Below are 16,248 nucleotides of genomic sequence, written 5' to 3'. Positions count from 1 at the left end.
CAGAACCTACTACCTTGCCGCTCCCCAAACCACCCATTTTCCCATGATCAACAAAGTAGTGGCCGGTCCGGCTGAAGCCTTGCACGGCCTCCGCGACGGCATGACCCTTATGCTGGGCGGCTTCGGCCTGTGCGGAATCCCCGAAAACTCTATCCAGGAAATTTTGCACCTGGGCGTGCGAGGCCTCACCTGCATCAGCAACAATGCGGGCGTCGATGATTTCGGCATTGGCCGCCTGCTCCAGACCAAGCAGGTGCGCAAGATGATTTCCAGCTACGTGGGCGAAAACGCCGAGTTTGAGCGCCAGCTGCTGAGCGGAGAGCTGGAGGTAGAGCTGATTCCGCAGGGCACCCTGGCCGAGCGGTGCCGGGCCGGCGGCGCAGGCATTCCGGCCTTCTACACCCCAGCCGGCTACGGCACCGAGGTAGGCGAAGGCAAAGAAAGCCGGGAGTTTAACGGCAAGATGTACCTGCTGGAAACCGCCCTGCACGCCGATTTTGCCTTTGTGAAAGCCTGGAAGGGCGACACGGCCGGCAACCTCATCTACAAAGGCACCGCCCGCAACTTCAACCCTATGATGGCCACGGCCGGCAAAATCACGGTGGCCGAAGTGGAAGAGCTGGTACCAGCCGGCGAGCTAGACCCCAACCAGATTCATACGCCTGGCATTTTTGTGCAGCGCATTTACCAGGGCCAGAACTACGAAAAGCGCATTGAGCAGCGCACGGTCCGGCAGGGCTAGGGTTTGCCCGGCAGCATCTGCCATGCTGCCCTCCCGAAAAAGCCAGCATATCCCTACCCCTTGGGTCGAGGTGAACCTAGTTTCAGGAATATGAAAAAGACCGTTTTCGCGCTTGTATTAAGTTTCGCCGCCACCCACGCCTGGGCCCAAACTGCAGCGCCGGTCAAGGCCCAGACTGCCAAGGCCCAAACGCTGCAACTGGCACCCAAGCCGTTGCCGGCCTTGGACAAGCTGCTGCAGGAATATACCGCCGCCAACCGCGTGCCCGGCGCCATTGCCCTAATTGCCCAGAACGGAAAAATCATTTACCGCAAGGCAATAGGGATGGATGACGTAGCCACAAAAAAGCCCCTGCGGGAAAACGCCATCCTGCGCATAGCCTCCCAAACCAAGGCCATTACCAGCGTGGGCGTAATGATGCTCTACGATGATGGGAAGCTGCAGCTCGACGACCCCATTTCCAAGTATCTGCCCGCCTTCCGTAACCCGCGGGTGCTGGCTACTTTCAATGCCCAGGACTCAACGTACACCACCGTTCCGGCCCGCAGCGAGGTAACTATCCGACAGTTGCTCACCCACACGTCGGGCATTAGCTACCCCGTCATCGGCACCAAAGAAGCCCGCGCCATTTACGCCAAGGCCCGTATCCCTAGCGGTATTAGTACGCCAGGCGGTACGCTGGCCGAGGCCATGAATGCACTGGGCCCGCTGCCGCTTATGCACCAGCCCGGCGAGCAGTTCACCTACGGCCTGAGTGTGGACGTGCTGGGCCGCCTAATTGAGGTAGTGTCGGGTCAGTCGCTCGATGCGTTTCTGCGCACCCGCCTGTTTGAGCCCCTGGCCATGCGTGACACGTATTTCTACCTTCCGGCTGAGAAGCAGCCCCGCCTGGCCGTGCTTTACACCGAAGACGCCAGCAAGAAAACGGTGAAGATGGCCCCACAGGGCAGAATGAGCCCCGATTACCCCAAGGCCAAGGGCACGTACTTTTCGGGCGGGGCCGGCCTGTCGTCTACTATTGATGACTACGCCGTGTTCCTGCAGATGATGCTCAATGAGGGTGAATACCGCGGACAACGGCTGCTCAAACCTGCCACCGTGCGCCTGATGACCTCCAATCAAATCGGGGACGTCAATCAAGGTGAAAACAAGTTTGGGTTGGGCTTTAGCCTGACTACCAGCAAAACCGCCGCGCAAACCGGCCTTTCCGAAGGCTCTTACGAGTGGGGCGGCATCTTCGGGACTACCTACTGGGTTGACCCGAAGGCGAAAATCGTGGCCCTGCTCTACACCCAAAAATACCCCAACACTACCGGCGGCGACCTGGCCGGCAAGTTCAAGCGCTTGGTTCGGCAGGCGGTAATTGAGCCCCAGGCCGCGGCAGTGAAATAAGTTGCTCCTCCCTACCCCACCCATCATGTTAGATAAACACGGCATTGCCCGGCGCATCGCGCAAGAAGTAGAAAATAACTCCTACGTCAACCTCGGTATCGGCATCCCGACGCTGGTGGCCAACTACATTCCCGAAGGCATCAATGTGGAGCTGCAGTCCGAAAACGGGCTGCTGGGCATGGGCCCCTTCCCTACCGATGCTGAAGTGGACCCCGACCTCATCAATGCTGGCAAACAAACGGTGACTACCCTACCCGGCTCCAGCCTCTTCAGCTCCGCCGATTCCTTCGCCATGATTCGGGGGGAGCACGTGGACCTGACCATTCTGGGCGCCATGGAAGTATCAGAAACTGGTGACATTGCCAACTGGAAGATTCCGGGCAAAATGGTGAAAGGCATGGGCGGTGCTATGGACCTGGTGGCCTCAGCCAAAAACATTATTGTGGCCATGCAGCACGTCGCCAAAGACGGTTCCAGCAAGCTACTACCTGCCTGCACGCTACCTATTACCGGCCTGCGCTGCGTCAAGAAAATTGTAACTGAGTTGGCTGTCCTCGATGTGACGCCCGATGGCTTCGTGCTGCGTGAGCGGGCGCCCGGCGTAACCGTGGAGCAGATTAAAGCAGCCACCGCCGGCAAACTGGTCATTCCCGACAATGTACCGGAAATGAGCGGGGTATAGGCAGTATGTAAAATCGCCTGTCATCCTAAACGCTGCAAAGGCCCTTACTACGCAGAAACAAGTCGTTGTTACGGCTCGTGCTGGCGTAGTAAGGGCCTTTGCTATACTCAGATGATATACTTAGCTAGCGGCTACCTAATTATCTACTCCCCAAAAACGCCTTGGTCATAATGTGTTTGGCGGCTTCTAGGGTGAAATGAGAAAAATAGCGGCGGAAATGAACGAGGGCGTCGGGCGCTGAAAGCCCGCCAGCCTTCACAGCATCGGCGAGGTAGAAGGCTAGTGTTTCGGGCTGGCCAGTTAGCGCCGGAAACTCATGGTAGTCTTTGTAACGGCTCAGGATGCTCACGCGCAAGGTGGGGGTAGCCCCCGGCACTTGGCGCAGCAGCCGCTCCATCACTAATTGCACCTCATCCATAAACATGGTCCGCACCAGCCCCGGCGGTGCCGGTATGGCTTGTCCAGCTACTGCCGTCAAGACCACCGCGGCAGTAGTTTCGGGCTCCCAGCCCGTGGCATTGGGCGGGGCGCACAGCCAGGCCGTGGGCGGGAATGCCTCCGGGGCACGCAAGATGCGTTCCAGCGTTTGCAGACGTCGTTCTTCGGGCGGTAGCATATGGCAAGGTACGACGATACGGTCGGATGAGGATACGGGAGCTGGCTCAACCAAGCCAAGGCTTCTCCTATTTCCTACCCCTCTCTTTCCTCATAAACCATGCTGTTTCATTTGAGTGAGCCTTTTTGCTACCAAAGTTGTTGTGCAGCCGTAAGACAACCGCCGCGCCAATAAACAGGCCGGTATCTTTACGCTTCTTCCCTGACAATCTGCTCTGACGTATATGGCAACGAGTTCCAACGGCAAGGCTGGCAGCAGCCACGCCAAAAAACAAACCTTACCCGGCATGCCCCAAACCCCGGAGCTGCTGACGCCTACCGCCATTCCGGCCCACAAACTGGTGCTGCGCACGCTCAAGCGCGGCGACTTTAAGGCCGTGAAGGAAATTATGGATAAGGTGTACTCCAACATGGAGGGCTCCTGGGCCCAGGATGAGTACAACGCTCTGATCAAGAAATTTCCAGAGGGCCAGATCTGCATTGAGGACAATGGGCAGGTAGTAGCCGCAGCCTTGGCCATTATTGTGGAGTATAGCAAGTTCGGTGACAAGCACACCTACGCCAAAATCACGGGCAACGGCAAGTTTGACACCCACGACCCGGATGGCGATACACTGTACGGGGTTGACGTGTTTGTGGACCCTGAGTACCGTAGCCTGCGCCTAGGGCGCCGCCTCTACGATGCTCGCAAGGAGCTCTGCGAAAACCTGAACCTACGCGCCATGGTAGCCGGGGGCCGTATTCCGGGCTACGCGGCCTACGCCAACGAAATGACCCCGGGTAAGTATGTGGAGATGGTGCGTAACAAAGAACTCACTGACCCCATCCTGACCTTCCAGCTTTCCAACGACTTCTATGTTCGGAAGCTTATTCGGGGCTACCTCCCCTACGACTCCGAGTCGAAGGCTTACGCTACCCTGCTGGAGTGGATCAATGTGTATTACGACGAGGACGCTGGCAAGCTCATTGGCAACCAGAAGTCAAATGTGCGCATTGGTATTGTGCAATGGCAGATGCGCGCCACCAAAAACCTCGACGACTTCTTCCAGCAAATGGAATTCTTCGTGGATACCGTATCGGGCTACAAGGCCGACTGCGTGCTGTTCCCGGAGTTCTTCAACGCGCCTATGATGGCCCTAACCAACGAGGAGTCGCCTTCGGTGGCTATTCGCTCGATGGCGGCCTTCACTGAGCCCATCAAAACCAAGATGATGGAGTTGGCCGTGAGCTATAATATCAACGTTATTGCCGGCTCCATGCCGCTCTACGATGATGGCAAGCTCTACAACGTGAGCTACCTCTGCCGCCGCGACGGCACCGTGGATGAGCAGTACAAGCTGCACGTAACCCCCGACGAGGCCAGCTACTGGGGCATGCGCGGCGGTGACAAGCTCCGCTGCTTCGATACAGACTTCGGCAAAATCGGCATTCTGATCTGCTACGACGTAGAGTTCCCGGAGCTCTCGCGCATGCTGTCAGATGAAGGCATGAAGATTCTGTTCGTGCCGTTCTGGACGGATACCAAGAACGCCTACCAGCGCGTGCGCCTCTGTGCCCAGGCCCGGGCCATTGAAAACGAGTGCTACGTAGCCATTACCGGCTCGGTGGGCAACCTACCCCGCGTCGAGAACATGGACATTCAATACTCGCAAAGTGCTGTGTTTAGCCCTTCGGACTTTGCCTTCCCTCACGACGCCATTGTGGCTGAGGCTACCCCCAACACGGAGATGACTCTGATTGCGGACCTGGACCTGGACCTGCTGAAGGACCTGAACACCAGCGGAGCCGTACGGAACCTCCGCGACCGTCGCAAAGATCTGTACACGCTCAGCTGGAAGAAAACAGAACGCGACGATGAGCTACTGGCCCAGGGCGAAGAACGGGTGCAGAAGAGTGCCAGCCGCCGCAAAGCAGTAGCAGCCGGCTAATTTTTGGCTTTCTGCTTTTATTGAAAGCAACCATTGTCTTCAACGGCCTGTCAAGCGCTTGACAGGCCGTTTTTGCGTATAACAGGGTGTAGATTTTTGTCTTTATGAACCAAAAACCGGCTTTCCGATCAGATAGAATTAAAAGCAAATTAATTACTGTCGAGCCCAAAGCCAGAGTCTGTACCACTTCGTATCTATTCCAGACTATATAGGTCAATCACCCTAATCTGTCACTCATTCACCAATTCTACTTACTCCATCCATGTTTACACATTCTACTCGCCGGAAGGTAGCTCGTGGGGGCGGCTTTCTATTGGGCGCACTGGCCTTGTCGGCGGCTACCCTAGGTACCACGCAGGCCCAGACAGTTTATGGACTTACTTCAACTGCTGCTCCTAAACTAGTCACGTTTCAAGCCACCAGTCCCGGCACCTACACCTCAACTGTAGCTATTACCGGTTTGGCAACAGGCCAGACTCTGGTAGGTATGGATGTACGGCCTAATACCGGAGAGCTATTTGCGCTTGGCTATAACGCCAGCACCACTCAGGCACAGCTATACACGCTAAGTACCACGAGTGGGGCACTAACCCCTATCGGTAGCGCACTTACGCTTAACCTGGGCAATACTCCTTCTCCTATACCTTTAGACTACCCAATACGAGTAGGTTTCGATTTCAACCCTACCGTGGACCGGATTCGAGTGACTGGAGTAAACAATAGCAACTTCCGCCTAAACCCTAACAACGGAGCCCTGGCGGCCACTGATGGAAACTTAGCCTACGCCGCTACAGATGCCAATGCCGGTCAAACGCCATCTATAGGAGCGGTTGCCTACACCAACAGCTACATTGGGGCAACTAGCACCCGGCTGTATAATATTGACGAGGCGGCCAACCGGCTCACTTTCCAAGATCCGCCGAATAGTGGCACTTTGAATACTGTTGGCTCTCTAGCGCTGGGCAATGTTCTTCCGCAGAGTTTCGATCTGGATATATATTTCAATCCTGCTACGGGTACGAACCAGGCATACTTGTCGGCCTCTACCCTTGACCCAGCGGATTATATCAATGATTTCTACACTGTGGATCTGGCTACCGGAACTGCTACCCGTGTAGGTAGAACTGCTGGCGCGACCATAGCACCTTTAACGGATATTGCTGTTGCCATTGACCGCCCGGCTACCCTGCCGGCCGTAACAGGCCAGCTGGCCTATGCCCTGGCTGGCACCAACCTGCTCACGTTTGACACGGCCACGCCGGGTACCATCCGTACTTCGGTGGGCATTACGGGGGTAGCAACTTCCCAGACGATTGTGGGCATGGATGTGCGCCCCCTGAACAATGCCCTCTATGCGCTGGGCTACGATGCCACGGCTCAAACGGGCCAATTGTACACCATCAACGCCACTACGGGGGTAGCAACCCCGCTGGGCGGCACACTGGCCCTGGCGCTGGGTGCGGGCAGCATTGCCTTCGACTTCAACCCCAGCGCGGACCGCATCCGGATTGAGGGTGTAAATCGGGCTAACTTCCGCCTAAACCCGAATGACCTTTCGGTGGCTCCTACAGCGGATGGCACCATTAAATACGCCGATACTGACGCTAATGTGAGTGCTACTCCGGCCATCGGATCCGTAGCCTACACCAACAGCTACCCCGGCCCAGCCAGCACCACAACCCGCACCACTACCCTCTTCGGCTACGACGAAGCCCTGAACTTATTGGTTCGCCAGAATCCGCCAAACGACGGCCTACTGAACACGGTAGGTCCTTCGGGAATTACGGTTACGCCCGGAGCCAACGTTGATATGGACATCTTCAGCACGGCTGAAAATACCAATACTGCCTACCTGGTAGCTACCTCGGGCGGCTCCCTTAACTCCAGCATTTATTCGCTGAACCTGACTACCGGTGCCGCTACGGCTCCTATGATGATCGGCAACGGCATTACCGTCCGCGACATTGCCATTGCAAGCGCAGCAGGCGTCACGACGGGTATCCGCCGCGCGGAAGTCGCTACGGGTTTTACACTCTACCCGAACCCTGTTACGGCAGCCACCCGCCTCAGCTTCCAGCTGCCCCGCGCCGGCCAAGCTGAGCTCATCCTTACGGATGCTCTAGGCCGCACCGTGGAACGCAAGGCCGCTGGCAGCTTAACCGCTGGTGCTCACACGCTCAACTGGCAGTCGAACGGACACCAGGCTGGCGTGTACTTCCTGCGCCTTCTGGTTGATGGCCAATCGGCCGGCGCCCAGCGTGTAGTGGTGCAATAAACAACGAATAGGTCGGCACTTTCGCCTACCCCCATTCTTCACAAAAAAGCCCCCGGCCATAGCGGCTGGGGGCTTTTTTATGGAGCTCAGGGTATACTAGAAAGTCTTAGGCGTAAGGGCTTTCCTGGGCCGCCAGGTGGGCATGGTCGCGCAGAATGGTGCGCAGAAAGGCCTCGTCGGGCAAATCGGTATTAATGCCAGTTATGCTTTTTACTTTATCGGCTAGCTCATTCAGCAGCAGGTAATTTTCACTTGCCAAGCCTTTTTGCAGCAGCTGCCGGATGGTTGCCACGTCGTGGTCGGCAAGGCGACTAGCTTCGGGGAATACTACTACATAGCCGGCCTCCGTGAAAGCGGGAGCTAGGGCCCCCTCGCCCTGGCGAGGACGGGTGCTCACCACGGCCGTGCCCGCCGCCATATCGCCAATGCGCTGACCTTTGCCATTTACTAGCACCGCTACCACGGCTACCAGCCCACTCATGATGCCGGTATCCACAATGCGCAGAATCCAGCGAATCAGATAGTCGCCGAAGCGGGGCGGAGTGCCATCGAGGCGGATTACCTTGATGTGGCGTGCCTTCTTGCCCAAGCTCTGCCCATTCATGAATACTTCGCAGAGCAGATCATAGCTGATGTAGGGTATCCCAATCAGTAACCCCAGCACCACCACGAATACAGATTCGTTTGCATCCGTCCAGATAAGCAGCAATGCTACAATCCCGAACCATGCATAAAGAATAATATTATCAATGATGGCCGCCAGCACCCGGTCGCCAACACTGGCTACTTCATACTCAAGGCTGACGTTTTGCGTGGTCTGGACGCGAATGGTACTCATGGTGCAAAGGGGGTAGCGGAAATAAATAAGTAAGGGGAGGTATTCGCCATAGCACCGAAAAATTGCTAATCTTCGCAAGCCGGGACGCTGCGCAAATTACAGCCGGAAGCTTCAACTTCCGACCTCGCTTATCCGATTTCTATTCTGCGCCCCGGCCCCCTGTTGCCTACCCCATCTTTATGCGCGAAGCTGTATTTCTACGCCAGAACGAAGCCCGCTGGAAACAGTATGAGCAGCCCGCTGCCGGCCCCGAGGATCTGGCGGCCCGCTTCGTAGCCCTCACCGATGACCTGGCCTACGCGCAAACCTTCTACCCCGGCTCGCCAACCACCCGCTACCTCAACGACCTGACTGCGCGCCAGCACCAGGCACTGTACAAAAACAAGCCCGAGTCTACCGGGCGTTTTGCTGATTTCTGGCGCCGGGAGCTGCCGTTGCTAGTAGCCCAGCACCATGGCCCGTTGACATGGTCCCTGGTGCTGTTTACGCTGTTCACGGCCATTGGCGCACTTTCAGCGGCCTACGATGACACGTTTGTGCGGGTAGTGCTCGGCGACGCCTACGTAAACCAGACCCTGGCCAACATTGAGCGCGGCGACCCCATGGCCGTGTACAAGGGCCACGATGAAACCCCGATGTTTCTGCTCATCACCATGAACAACATTTACGTGTCGTTGGTGGCGTATGCGCTGGGGGCCACCCTCGGGCTGGGCACCATTTGGGCTCTGTTCCGGAATGGTGTGATGTTAGGCTCGTTTCAGTATTTCTTCTACCAGAAAGGCCTGCTGTTGCCGTCCTTCCTCACCATCTGGATACACGGCACATTGGAAATTTCGGCTATTGTGCTGGCCGGCGGGGCGGGGCTGGTGATGGCGCGCGGTATGCTGTTTCCGGGCACCTATTCCCGCACCGAAGCTTTCCGCCAAGCCGCCCGCGACGGCCTCAAGCTGGCCATTGGGCTGGTGCCTATCTTCATCACGGCCGGCTTTCTGGAAGGCTTTGTCACGCGCCATACCGAAATGCCGCTGCTACTGAGCCTGCTTATCATCGGCTCTTCTGCCGCCTTTATCATCTGGTACTTCATTCTGTATCCGCGGCAGCTGGCTTCCCGCCGCTAACTACCCGCCTTTGCTTTCAGACTGTTTCGTTATGCAACAAAAATTTACCCAGGAAGCTGAATTTCGGCAGGAGCGGGATTTTGGCCAGAAGATCGGGGCCACGTTCGAGTTCCTGGGGGCTCACTGGAAGCCGCTGGGAAAGTGTATCGTTTACTTTGTGCTGCCCATTTCGCTGCTGATTGGGGTAGGGATGGGCCTCATGTTCAACCCCCTCTGGGATTTGATGGGCGCTGCTCAAGCTGGCAAAGTGGGCACGATGCGAACTACCAGCTTCCCTTTTTCAAGCAGTTATTTCGGAGGGATAGGCTTAGTAATGATAGGCGGCTTTCTGGCCTTTACCGTACTGCTGGCCACGGTATACAGCTATATACGCCTGCTGGTGCTGTATGAACCCACAGGCGCGGCTCCTACCCCCTCGCAGGTATGGCAACAAGTGAAGCAGCACTTGGGCAAGGTGTTCCTGGCCTTCCTGTTTTTCTTCGGGTTGTACCTGGCCATCATGTTCGGTGGAACTATGGTTATTGGGCTACTGGCGCAGCTGCTGGGCAGTTGGGCGGCCCTGCTGTTTTTCGCTGTGTTTATTGGGGTAGCCTATGTGGTGGTGCCGCTGGCTCTGTATTTTCCGGTTCTGTTTCTGGAAGAGCGGGGGGTAGTCAACACCTTGCCCCGCTGCTTTGCGCTGATTCGGGGCAAGTGGTGGTCCACCTTCGGGGTCGTGCTGGTGGCAGGCATGATTCAGGGCATGATCAGCATCCTGTTCATGATTCCGCAGTACGCCATCATGTTTGGCAAAATGCTGCACCTTCCCGTGCTCAGCTCCGATGTGGTGGGTATTATTACGCAATGCCTGTACTCCGGAGGTATTATGCTCACTTACCCCATTCCATTGCTGGCAGCTCTGTTTCAATACTTCAACCTCGTGGAGAAGAAAGAAGGCTACGGGCTGCGCCAGATGGTGATGAACCTGGGCGGAGCCGCGCCGCACACGCCCTCCAACTCGGTACTGCGCCCCGATGACGAAGGCGAATACTAAGCGGTTTTTTTTACGCTCTATACGTTCCGTTTCGTCTCTTGATTTCTGTGCTCTGGTCTGCTGTTTTTCGTTCGGTTAGCGTACTGCTACTTAGCATGCTGCTTGCTACGCACGCGGCTCCGGCTGCCGTGCAGCCGCCCCCTACCCCTTCTACCTTATCCCAGCCTGCCCGCCCAAATCAAACACCTGCAGTACGGGTGCGCCGCCCCCAAGCAGCCCACCTGCGCGACTTGCGCGGACAGCGCGACTTTCGGTACGTGGAGGTGAAGGAGAAAAGTGAGCCAAGCGGCTGGGATTGGTTCTGGCTCCGCATTCTGCACTGGCTATCTGAAATGTTGGAAACGCCCACAGGGCGGGTGGCCTGGGAGTACGGGGGCTATGCCTTCTTGGTGCTGGCGCTAGGCTTTGCCGTGCTCAAATTTCTGCAGGTTGACCTGACCCGTGCTTTCGGGCGGGCTCCGCGCCGTACAGCTCTCAGCTACGACACCGAAGTGGAAGACCTGCATGCCCTCGATCTGGAAGCTGAGCTAGCCTCTGCCGAGCAGCAGCACAATTACCGGCTAGCCGTGCGCCTGGGCTACCTGAGTGTACTCCGCCAGCTGTCTGATAAAGGTCTGATCCGGTGGCAGCCCGACAAAACCAACCACGATTACCTCTATGAATTACCGGCTGGTGCGCTGCCGGAGGCTTTCCGGGAGCTTACCCGCCAGTTCGAGTATGTGTGGTACGGCGAGCAAGACGACCTGACGACCGCGGACTACGAGCGCGCCCGCACGGCCCGACTGGATTTCCAGCGCCGCCTCACTCCTGGCCGAAACGCTGCCTAACTTCTCCTTGCTATGACAACTTTCCGGTGGTATCTGGTGGGGCTGGCAGCATTGTTCGCGGCTTACGTGGCTGTGGAATACTACCGTCCCAAGCCCATCAACTGGACCCCTACCCTCGAAAACGACGACAAGATTCCCTACGGCACCTACGTGCTCTATGACCTGCTGCCGGGCCTAATGGGCGTTGAGCAGTCCTCGGTGCGTACCGTGCGGGTGCCGGTGTACAGCCAGTTAGAAGGTGTTGATGAGGAAAATGCTTCCCATTTGCCGGAAGAAATTGAGACAACCGCCGAAGAGGTAACGTCTCCCGAAACGCCCGCTCCTACCGATACGGCGCAGTGGGCCACCACCTCATCAGCACCTGATAGCATTGCCCAAACCCCTACCCCCTCCAGCGCCCCAAACGACGCAGATGAGTCGGATGCCGACTACGCTTCCGGTCTGGCTGATGGTGGCTACCGGCCCGCTACCTACCTGTTTGTGGCCAACAGCTTCGAGCTAACTCGGCTGGATTGCAAGTCGTTGCTACGCCATGTGGCGCGGGGTAACGATGTCTTTATTGCCGCCAGCCATTTCGCTGCTCACTTTGCTGATAGCCTCGGCTTCCGGACCCAGGATTACATGCCGCCGGTACAATGGCAGAAAAAAGGAGCTACCTCCTCCGACAGCTCCATCCTAAACCAGAGCCAACCCGGCCGGCAGCAGGATTCAGTGCGTCTGCATTTCACCAACCCGGCCGTGGCCCAGCAGGTAGGCGCTAATCGGTTTGCAATGCCGGCCCTATCCGCTACCAGCCGGTTTACCCTGCGGGCCGAACTGGCTGCCAAGGCTACAGCGCTGGCGGCTGATGAGCAAGGCCGTCCGGTGCTACTACGGGTGCCGCACGGGCGGGGGCACTTGTATTTGTGCTCCGTGCCGCTGGCTTTCTCCAACTACTTTGTGCTACAACCCCGGTCCGGCGATTTTGCCTTTGCCTCTCTTTCCTACCTGCCTACCGGCCGCGAAGTGTGGTGGGATGAATACCTGAAGCAAGGCCGCCGTGGGGAGCAGTCGTTGCTGCGGGTGGTACTGGAGCACGAAGCCCTCCGTACGGCTTTCTACCTGGCCCTGATTGCTGCCCTGTTGTTTGTGCTGTTCGAAGCCCGCCGCCGTCAGCGCATTATTCCGGTCCTGAAACCGCTGCCCAACACCACGCTGCTGTTCACCCGCACTGTAGCCGGTCTTTACCGCCAAGGCTCCAACCACGCCCTGATTGCTGAAAAGAAAATCGGGCTATTCCAGGAGTATCTGCGCAACCGCTACCACGAGCCCGGTCTCGACTTATCCGATGATGCTACCCGGGAAAGGCTTGCACAAAAGTCCGGTATTCCGCGGGCCGATGTAGATGCGCTGGTGCGTCGTATGAACTTTCTGCTGACTGCCCCTCAGGTTTCCGACGCGGAGCTACTGGCTCTAAATAAGGCCATCAACCAATTCCGTCAGCAGGCGGCTTGAGTTTTGTATTATTCTGCAAATGGTATTTTATTAATTTATAACAATTCTAATATCAACGCTATGGCCTTATATGCAAGTTTTTCACGTTATATACCCGGTAACTAATTAAAATATACTCATCTCACTCTTTGGCATGTTACTTCTGAAAGATGGAAAATAATTTAGACACCAACGAATTCGCAGAGCCGCTACCAAGCACCGAGTCTACGGCGGCAGCTACTACCGCTTTTGCGCCCCGCACCGACCTGAGCCACCTTAGCCGCCACGCCGAGGCCATTCGGCAGGAATTGAGCAAGGTGATTGTGGGCCAGCAGGCGTTAGCGGAACTGCTGCTGACGGCACTCCTCGCCGATGGACACGTACTGTTGGAAGGGGTACCGGGGGTAGCAAAAACCCTTACCGCCAAGCTCCTGGCCCGCACCCTGAGCGTGCCTTTTAGCCGCCTGCAGTTCACCCCCGACCTGATGCCTTCTGATGTGCTGGGCACGTCGGTTTTTCGGCCTAACAAATCGGAGTTTGAGTTCCGGCCCGGTCCTATCTTCGCCAGCATCATCCTCATCGACGAAATCAACCGCGCTCCGGCCAAAACACAGTCGGCGCTGTTTGAGGTGATGGAAGAGCGGCAGGTAACCCAGGATGGTACGCGCTACCCCATGCCAACGCCCTTCATCGTCCTGGCTACGCAAAACCCGGTGGAGCAGGAAGGCACCTACCGCCTGCCCGAAGCACAACTTGACCGTTTCCTGTTTAAGCTGAACGTGGGCTACCCCACCGTGGAAGAGGAAGTTGCTATTCTGCAGGGCCACCACGCGGGCTTCGGCGGCACACCCCTGGATGCGGTGCGCGCAGTAGTTTCGGCCGAGGACCTGCAGAAGCTGCGGGAGCAGGTGCGCCGACAGCACGTAGAGCCCAAGCTGCTGGAGTACATTGCCCGCCTCGTTGGCCAGACGCGCGCCCACAAGGGCCTATACCTTGGGGCTTCACCGCGGGCTTCTTTGGCCTTACTCAACGGCGCCAAAGCCCTGGCCGCCCTCCGCGGGCGCGACTTCGTGACGCCCGAAGATGTGCAGTACCTAGCCCCAATGGTGTTGCGCCACCGCATCCAACTCACGCCGGAGCGCGAAATGGAAGGCGGCACCCCCGACGACGTAGTAAAGCAGATTCTGCAGCAGATTGAGGTGCCTCGGTAAATGCGCTACTCTATTCCCTGGCTCCTGGAACAGCTGGCCCAAGGCCAACGAATCAAGTACTTACTCTTTTGGGGGCACCAACCAGCCAAAGGCGGGCAGATTACCAAAACCTGTTTTAGCCAATGGTGGCTATCCGATTTTGTAGTTGATGGCTGCACCTATCATTCGGCCGAACATTGGATGATGGCGGAAAAAGCCCGGCTGTTTGCCGATGAGCACATGCTAACAAGAATTTTAGCGGCAAATAGCCCGGCTGAGGCTAAAAAGTTAGGTAGGGAGATAAAAGGGTTTGTGCCAGCACTTTGGGATGAGCATAAATACTCCATTGTGGTAGTAGGTAACCGACATAAGTTCGGCCAAAATCAGCCGTTGGCTGACTTTCTCCTTTCCACCAAGGACCGGATACTGGTTGAAGCCAGCCCAGTAGATGCTATCTGGGGTATTGGCTTGGCCTCCGACCATCCGGAAGCAGAAAACCCAGCCAAATGGCAGGGAGAGAACCTACTGGGCTTTGCGCTTATGGAAGTAAGGGATGAATTAGCTAGCCTCTTATGAAATCCTTCTTTCTCACGCGCCGCTTTTTCCTGGTTGTGGTGGCCTTACTGGTAGGGCTGGTGGTAGCCTTTTTCCTACCCGGTTGGCTGGCCCCGGTGCAGTTGGCCCTGGGGCTACTGGTAGTCCTTGCGGGGCTGGACACAGTGCTGCTCTATGCTCCGGCGCGGGAAGGGGTAGGCAGCGTGTTCGGGCGGCGGGTGCTGGGCGACAAGTTGGCCAACGGCTCCGACAACGACATTGCCATCTACGTCGAAAACCACTACCGCTTCCCCATCAGCACGGAAACCATTGACGAGATTCCGCACCAGTTTCAGCGCCGCGACGTGCTGTTTCGGGCGGCCATCAAGCCCGGTGAAACGAGTGTAATTCGCTACCAACTGCGCCCTACCAAGCGCGGCGAGTACGAGTTCGGGGCCGTGAATGTGTACGTCACCTCGCCTCTGGGGCTCGTACGGCGGCGGTTCCGGTTTGATGAAAGCCGAGTAGTACCCGTGTATCCCTCGTTTCTGCAGATGCGGCAGTATGAGCTGCTGGCCATTCATAACCGCCTCACCGAAGCCGGAGTAAAGCGCATCCGGCGGGTAGGGCACAGCATGGAGTTCGAGCAGATCCGGCCCTACGTGCCCGGCGACGACCCGCGCGCCATCAACTGGAAAGCCACTGCCCGCCGTGCCACTACCCCGGAAGCCGCCGACGCCCTGGTTGTCAATCACTATCAGGATGAGCGCGCCCAACAGGTGTACTGCCTCCTTGACAAAGGGCGGGTGATGCGCATGCCGTTCGAAGGGCTGAGCCTGCTGGATTACGCTATTAATGCTACCCTCGTCGTCAGTAATATTGCCTTACTCAAGCACGACAAGGCTGGCCTGCTCACCTTTTCCCACCAGCCCGGCGCCATCGTGCCCGCTGACCGCCGCAGCGGCCATTTGCGCCGGCTGCTGGAGGTGCTTTACCGCCAGAAAACCAAATACCTGGAAACCGATTACGAACGGCTCTACATTTCCGTCCGCTCCAACATCCGGCAGCGGAGCCTGCTGATTCTGTTTACCAACTTCGAGACGCTGTACGGCATGCAGCGCCAGTTGCCTTACCTGCGCCGGATGGCCAAAGACCACCTGCTGCTGGTAGTGTTCTTCGAAAATACCGAGCTGCGCACCTACCTCGATGGGCCCGCCGACTCAACTCAGGATGTGTACAACCAAACCGTAGCGGAGAAATTTACCCAGGAAAAACGGCAGATTGTGCGGGAGCTGAACCGCTACGGCATCCACGCCCTGCTTACCGCTCCCCAAAACCTGACGGTAAACACCATCAACAAGTATCTGGAGTTCAAGGCACGCGGCCTAATATAAGCGCCGCTGGTTGCGACAGAGAAGCCCATCGGCGGCATCTTTCCATTCCTGATACCTGACAGATTCAAACCCCTGCTACTCTCCAATAGCAGGGGTTTACGCGTTTTGAGGGGGTAGCAACTGGCCTGATTGGCTGGTGTACCACCTTGCGCGGCAGCCCAACCATGCACTTCTGGCGCGGGGCTTGCTACCTTCGCTTCTCTGCCT

14 protein-coding genes are annotated in these 16,248 nt (G+C 57.2%); 12 read left to right on the top strand and 2 right to left on the bottom strand.

Annotation, left to right across the window (positions count from 1 at the left end):
- Positions 1–43 precede the first annotated feature (43 nt).
- The 3 genes from DNI29_RS06065 to DNI29_RS06055 all read left to right on the top strand — a co-directional run bounded on the left by DNI29_RS06065 (position 44) and on the right by DNI29_RS06055 (position 2,816).
- A complete protein-coding gene (locus DNI29_RS06065; protein ID WP_110977313.1) occupies positions 44–742 on the top strand; it encodes a CoA transferase subunit A in 699 nt (232 codons plus the stop codon).
- A 90-nt stretch (positions 743–832) separates the two neighbouring features.
- A complete protein-coding gene (locus DNI29_RS06060; protein ID WP_110977134.1) occupies positions 833–2,134 on the top strand; it encodes a serine hydrolase domain-containing protein in 1,302 nt (433 codons plus the stop codon).
- Positions 2,135–2,159: 25 nt separating this feature from the next.
- Entirely contained in the window at positions 2,160–2,816 is a 657-nt protein-coding gene (locus DNI29_RS06055; protein WP_110977133.1) for a CoA transferase subunit B, read from the top strand.
- Between the two features lie 139 nt (positions 2,817–2,955).
- On the opposite strand, the gene DNI29_RS06050 is transcribed toward DNI29_RS06055, so the two are convergent.
- Positions 2,956–3,432, bottom strand: a complete 477-nt coding sequence (locus tag DNI29_RS06050; RefSeq protein ID WP_110977132.1) for a hypothetical protein — start codon at positions 3,430–3,432, stop codon at positions 2,956–2,958.
- Positions 3,433–3,718: 286 nt separating this feature from the next.
- On the opposite strand from DNI29_RS06050, the gene DNI29_RS06045 reads away from it, so the two are divergent.
- Both DNI29_RS06045 and DNI29_RS06040 read left to right on the top strand, forming a co-directional pair.
- Positions 3,719–5,359: a bifunctional GNAT family N-acetyltransferase/carbon-nitrogen hydrolase family protein gene (locus tag DNI29_RS06045; protein WP_202910386.1), complete on the top strand. Its 1,641-nt coding sequence runs from the start codon at positions 3,719–3,721 to the stop codon at positions 5,357–5,359.
- Positions 5,360–5,621: 262 nt separating this feature from the next.
- On the top strand, positions 5,622–7,634 hold the full coding sequence (locus tag DNI29_RS06040) for a DUF4394 domain-containing protein (RefSeq protein WP_110977130.1): 2,013 nt from the start codon (positions 5,622–5,624) through the stop codon (positions 7,632–7,634).
- Between the two features lie 106 nt (positions 7,635–7,740).
- Here the strand turns inward: DNI29_RS06040 and DNI29_RS06035 are convergent, their stop codons facing one another.
- Positions 7,741–8,472: an RDD family protein gene (locus tag DNI29_RS06035; protein WP_110977129.1), complete on the bottom strand. Its 732-nt coding sequence runs from the start codon at positions 8,470–8,472 to the stop codon at positions 7,741–7,743.
- 179 nt (positions 8,473–8,651) lie between these two features.
- Here DNI29_RS06035 and DNI29_RS06030 point away from each other — a divergent pair, with 179 nt between their 5' ends.
- The 7 genes from DNI29_RS06030 to DNI29_RS06000 all read left to right on the top strand — a co-directional run bounded on the left by DNI29_RS06030 (position 8,652) and on the right by DNI29_RS06000 (position 16,041).
- Positions 8,652–9,590 carry a stage II sporulation protein M gene (locus DNI29_RS06030; protein WP_110977128.1) on the top strand — a complete coding sequence of 313 codons (939 nt, stop codon included), beginning with the start codon at positions 8,652–8,654 and terminating at the stop codon, positions 9,588–9,590.
- A gap of 31 nt (positions 9,591–9,621) precedes the next feature.
- Positions 9,622–10,623, top strand: coding sequence for a hypothetical protein (locus DNI29_RS06025; RefSeq protein ID WP_110977127.1), 1,002 nt, complete (start codon positions 9,622–9,624; stop codon positions 10,621–10,623).
- A gap of 95 nt (positions 10,624–10,718) precedes the next feature.
- Positions 10,719–11,450, top strand: coding sequence for a DUF4129 domain-containing protein (locus DNI29_RS06020; protein WP_110977126.1), 732 nt, complete (start codon positions 10,719–10,721; stop codon positions 11,448–11,450).
- A gap of 12 nt (positions 11,451–11,462) precedes the next feature.
- On the top strand, positions 11,463–12,944 hold the full coding sequence (locus DNI29_RS06015) for a DUF4350 domain-containing protein (protein WP_110977125.1): 1,482 nt from the start codon (positions 11,463–11,465) through the stop codon (positions 12,942–12,944).
- 149 nt (positions 12,945–13,093) lie between these two features.
- Complete coding sequence (locus DNI29_RS06010; protein WP_238388013.1) at positions 13,094–14,134, top strand: AAA family ATPase; 1,041 nt, start codon at positions 13,094–13,096, stop codon at positions 14,132–14,134.
- Positions 14,135–14,689 (top strand): riboflavin biosynthesis intermediates N-glycosidase, encoded by a 555-nt coding sequence (gene ybiA, locus DNI29_RS06005; RefSeq protein WP_110977124.1) that lies wholly within the window; start codon positions 14,135–14,137, stop codon positions 14,687–14,689.
- The gene (locus DNI29_RS06000; protein ID WP_110977123.1) at positions 14,686–16,041 is read left to right on the top strand and encodes a DUF58 domain-containing protein; all 1,356 of its coding nucleotides are present in this window, start codon (positions 14,686–14,688) and stop codon (positions 16,039–16,041) included. Before ybiA ends, DNI29_RS06000 begins: the two co-directional genes overlap by 4 nt.
- Positions 16,042–16,248: the final 207 nt, after the last annotated feature.

This window comes from Hymenobacter sediminis (assembly GCF_003231285.1).
Classification (GTDB): Bacteria; Bacteroidota; Bacteroidia; order Cytophagales; family Hymenobacteraceae; genus Hymenobacter; species Hymenobacter sediminis.
The sequence above is the reverse complement of the archived record's forward strand: the minus strand, read 5'-3'. Positions and strand labels throughout refer to the sequence as shown.